The 3119-nt window shown below is 68.7% G+C and carries 1 protein-coding gene; it reads left to right on the top strand.

Annotation, left to right across the window (positions count from 1 at the left end):
* Positions 1-30: 30 nt before the first annotated feature.
* On the top strand, positions 31-3119 hold a 3089-nt coding region (locus AB0G74_RS34270; RefSeq protein WP_361154618.1), incomplete at its 3' end, for an amino acid adenylation domain-containing protein.

Here is a 3119-nt window from a genome sequence, read left to right as displayed (position 1 = left end):
CTCCTCAACACCCTCACCAACCAAAACGACATCACCTTCGGAACCACCGTCAACGGCCGACCCCCCGAAATACCCCACATCAACACCATGATCGGCCTCTTCATCAACACCATCCCCACCCACACCCAAATACACCACCACCACACACTCACCCAACACCTCACCCACCACCAAAACCAACAAGCCCAACTCCTCGACCACCAACACCTCCCCCTCACCACCATCACCAACACCACCCCCCACACCCACCTCTTCGACACCACCACCGTCCTCGAAAACTACCCCGTCGATTTCAGCTCCCTCAATGAGCTGGGCGACCTGCGGATCACCGGCTGGCACGCACACGGGGACGGCATCACGCACTATCCGCTCACCCTTTCCGTGGTACCCGGGGAACGGATGCGGATCCGGCTCGCCCATCGCACCGAATACTTCGACCGGGCGACAGCCGAGAGCTATCTGGACCGCTATATCCGGTTGCTCGAAATCTACGCGCGGGCACCCGATACCCGGATCCGCGATCTCGATCTCCTCACCCCGGCGGAGCGGGACCGGCTGGTGCCCGAGCGCTGGCGCGAACGGACACCCCGTCCGGAGCACCGGCTCCTCCCCGAACTCTTCGAGGCCCGGGCCGCGGCGACACCGGACGCCACCGCCGTCACCTGCGGATCCCGGTCGCTCAGTTACGCCGAACTCGATGAACGGGCCAACCGGCTCGCCCACCACCTCATCGGGCAGGGTGTCGGACCCGAGGACGTCGTCGCCCTGGTACTGCCCCGGTCGGCCGAGACCATCGTCTCCGTACTCGCGGTCCTCAAAGCCGGGGCCGCCTATCTGCCGATCGACCCCGGGGACCCGGCCGACCGGATCGCCTTCGTCGTCGACGACGCGGGGGCCCGTCATCTCCTCACCACCGGCGAGACGGCGACGGAGCTGCCCGGACCGGCGGTCCCGCGGACCGTTCTGGACGCCCCCGGCACCGTACGCCGGCTCGCGGAACTGCCCGCCACGAATCCGACGGACGCCGACCGCGTCGCCCCACTCCGGCCGGACGACCGCGCCTATGTCATCTACACCTCCGGCTCCACCGGCCGGCCCAAGGGCGTGGTGGTCCCCCACTCCACCGTGCACCGGCTGCTCACCGAGACGGACCACTGGTTCGGCTTCGGCCCGGACGACGTCTGGCTCCTCTTCCACTCCTACGCGTTCGACGTCTCCGTCTGGGAGATCTGGGGCGCCCTGCTGCACGGCGGCCGGATCGTGATCGCCCCGCTCACCACCAGCCGGATCGCGACGGAACTCCGCCGACTGATGGTGGACGAGGGGGTCACGGTCCTCAACCAGACACCGTCGGCCTTCTACCAGCTCATCCAGGCCGACCGGGACGCCACGCCCGCCGACGGACGGCTCGCCCTGCGCCGGGTGATCCTGGCGGGCGAGGCCCTCGACCCGACCCGGCTGACCGACTGGTACGAGCGGCACGCCGACACCGAACCGGTCCTGGTGAACATGTACGGCCCCACCGAGACCACGGTCTATGTCACCCATCACGGCATCACGACCGCCGACACCGGTTCCACCACCGGCGCCATCGGGGTCGCCGTCCCCGATGTCCGGCTGCTCGTCCTGGACAGCGTGCTCCGCCCGGTGCCGCCGGGTGTCGCGGGTGAGCTGTACGTCGCCGGGGCCGGGCTGGCCCGGGGCTATCTCAACCGGCCGGGGCTCACCGCCGAACGCTTCGTCGCCGACCCCTACGGCCCGCCGGGTTCACGGATGTACCGCACCGGGGACCTGGCCCGCTGGAGCCCGGAGGGAGTCCTCGACTATCTGGGCCGCGCCGACCAGCAGGTCAAGGTCCGCGGCTACCGGATCGAGCTGGGCGAGATCGAGTCCGTACTGAGCGATTGTCCCGGGATCGCGGGGGCCGCCGTCGGTACCCGGCTCGACCAGTCCGAGAACACCCAGCTCATCGCCTATGTGGTCCCCGCCGACGGAGTGACGGTGGATACCGCCGCACTGCGCCGGGACGTACAGCGCCGACTGCCGGACCATATGGTCCCGGGAGTGTTCATGGTGCTGGCCGAGCTTCCGCTGACCACCAGCGGAAAGCTCGACCGGCGGGCCCTGCCCGTCCCCGGGCCCGGCTCCGGCCCCGGCGGCACCGGCCCGGCCGACGGCGGGGAGCCGCTGACGGAACGGGAGCGCGTACTCGCCGGACTCTTCGCCGAGACCCTGGGACTCGCCTCGGTCGGGGTGGACGACAACTTCTTCCAGCTGGGCGGCCACTCCCTGCTCGCCACCCGGCTCGCCGGGGCCATCCGGGCCGCGCTCGGCAAGGAAGTCACCGTCCGGACCCTCTTCGACCACCCCACGGTCGCCCGGCTCACCCATCATCTGGACGACACCACGACCGTACGGCCGCCACTGGAAGCCGCGACCCGGCCGGAGCTGGTTCCGCTGTCGTCGGCTCAGCGACGACTCTGGTTCCTCAACCAGCTCCAGGGCCCGACCCCCACCTACAACATCCCCTTCATCATCAACCTCAGCGGAACCGTCGACCCCGAAGCCCTCCGTCAGGCGTTCTTCGATCTGGTCGAGCGCCATGAAACGCTCCGGACCACCTTCCCCGAAACCGACGGAACCCCCCACCAGCACATCCACACCCCCGAAGAGGCCGAACCCCGGCTCGCCCGGCGCCGGATCGGCGCCGATGAGCTGCCCGCCGCGGTGGACGAGATCATTCGGCAGGGTTTTGTGCTGACCGAGGAGTTTCCGCTCCGGGTCGTTCTGCTGACGACGGCTCCGAAGGAACACTCTCTCGTTCTCGTGGTCCATCACATCGCGGCCGACGGTGAATCGATCCGCCCCCTCCTCACCGACTTGCTGCACTTCTACCAGGAGCGCACGGACGGAATATCCGCGGAAGGCACGGCCGAAGACATCGAGGCCACGGAGCCCCGTCCGGTTCTGCCGGTGCAGTACGCCGATTACACCCTCTGGCAGAAAACCCTCCTCGGCGACGAAAACGACCCCAACAGCCTCGCCGCCCAGCAACTCGAATACTGGAAAAACAACCTCAGCAACCTCCCCGAAACCCTCCCCCTCCCCTACGACCACCC

Origin of the sequence: Streptomyces sp. NPDC020875 (assembly GCF_040641415.1) — a bacterium.
Taxonomy (GTDB): domain Bacteria; phylum Actinomycetota; class Actinomycetes; order Streptomycetales; family Streptomycetaceae; genus Streptomyces.
Note: the sequence above shows the minus strand (reverse complement) of the source record. Positions and strands in the feature narration are given on the sequence as shown.